The organism is Rheinheimera sediminis (genome assembly GCF_004005375.1).
Classification (GTDB): domain Bacteria; phylum Pseudomonadota; class Gammaproteobacteria; order Enterobacterales; family Alteromonadaceae; genus Pararheinheimera.
The window spans coordinates 1-544 of the sequence record NZ_RZUF01000086.1 but is presented as its reverse complement, the minus strand read 5'-3'; the positions used below and the strand labels follow the sequence as shown (position 1 = coordinate 544).

At 46.0% G+C, this 544-nt stretch carries 1 protein-coding gene; it reads right to left on the bottom strand.

What is annotated here, in order from left to right; translation table 11 throughout:
* The coding region (locus tag EMM73_RS19865; protein WP_186435314.1) for an IS110 family transposase at nt 1-470 on the bottom strand (470 nt) is incomplete at its 3' end.
* Nucleotides 471-544 lie beyond the last annotated feature (74 nt).

Genomic DNA, 544 nt, shown 5'->3' with positions numbered 1-544 from the left:
GCTGCATCACTTTTAGCAATCACTACACCAAATTCATTCAGCAATCCACGAAGCTGATTACTCATCGCGGTTTTATGGGCCACTAACAGCTGGCGCATCTTTTCAATTCCTTGCAAACCCTGCTCTTCTGTCGTCAGAATTCTCGCTGGTTTCATATTCGGCTGCCGCGCCGCAGTAGCTATGGCTAATGCATCATTTGCATCGGTTTTTTGACCCTGGCGAAACGCTTTTACCCGACGGGCTGGCAAGGCTTTTACCTCATGACCAAGCGATTGAGCGTAACGGCACCAGTAGTGACTGCCTCCGCACGCTTCCATCACCACCAACGCTTTAGGTTCTTTACGCAGTAATTCTTTTAGCTTTTCACGATTCACTTTTTTGTTATAAACCAGCTTGCCGAAACCTGTTGTTTTCACTATCTGAAAGACTAATTTTGCAAGGTCGATAGCAAGCACTGTATAGTTTTCCATGTATGGACTCTCTTTTGGTTTGTGTGACAACTTCACCATAATCCCTCTCAGGGAGGGGAGTCCATACATCTACA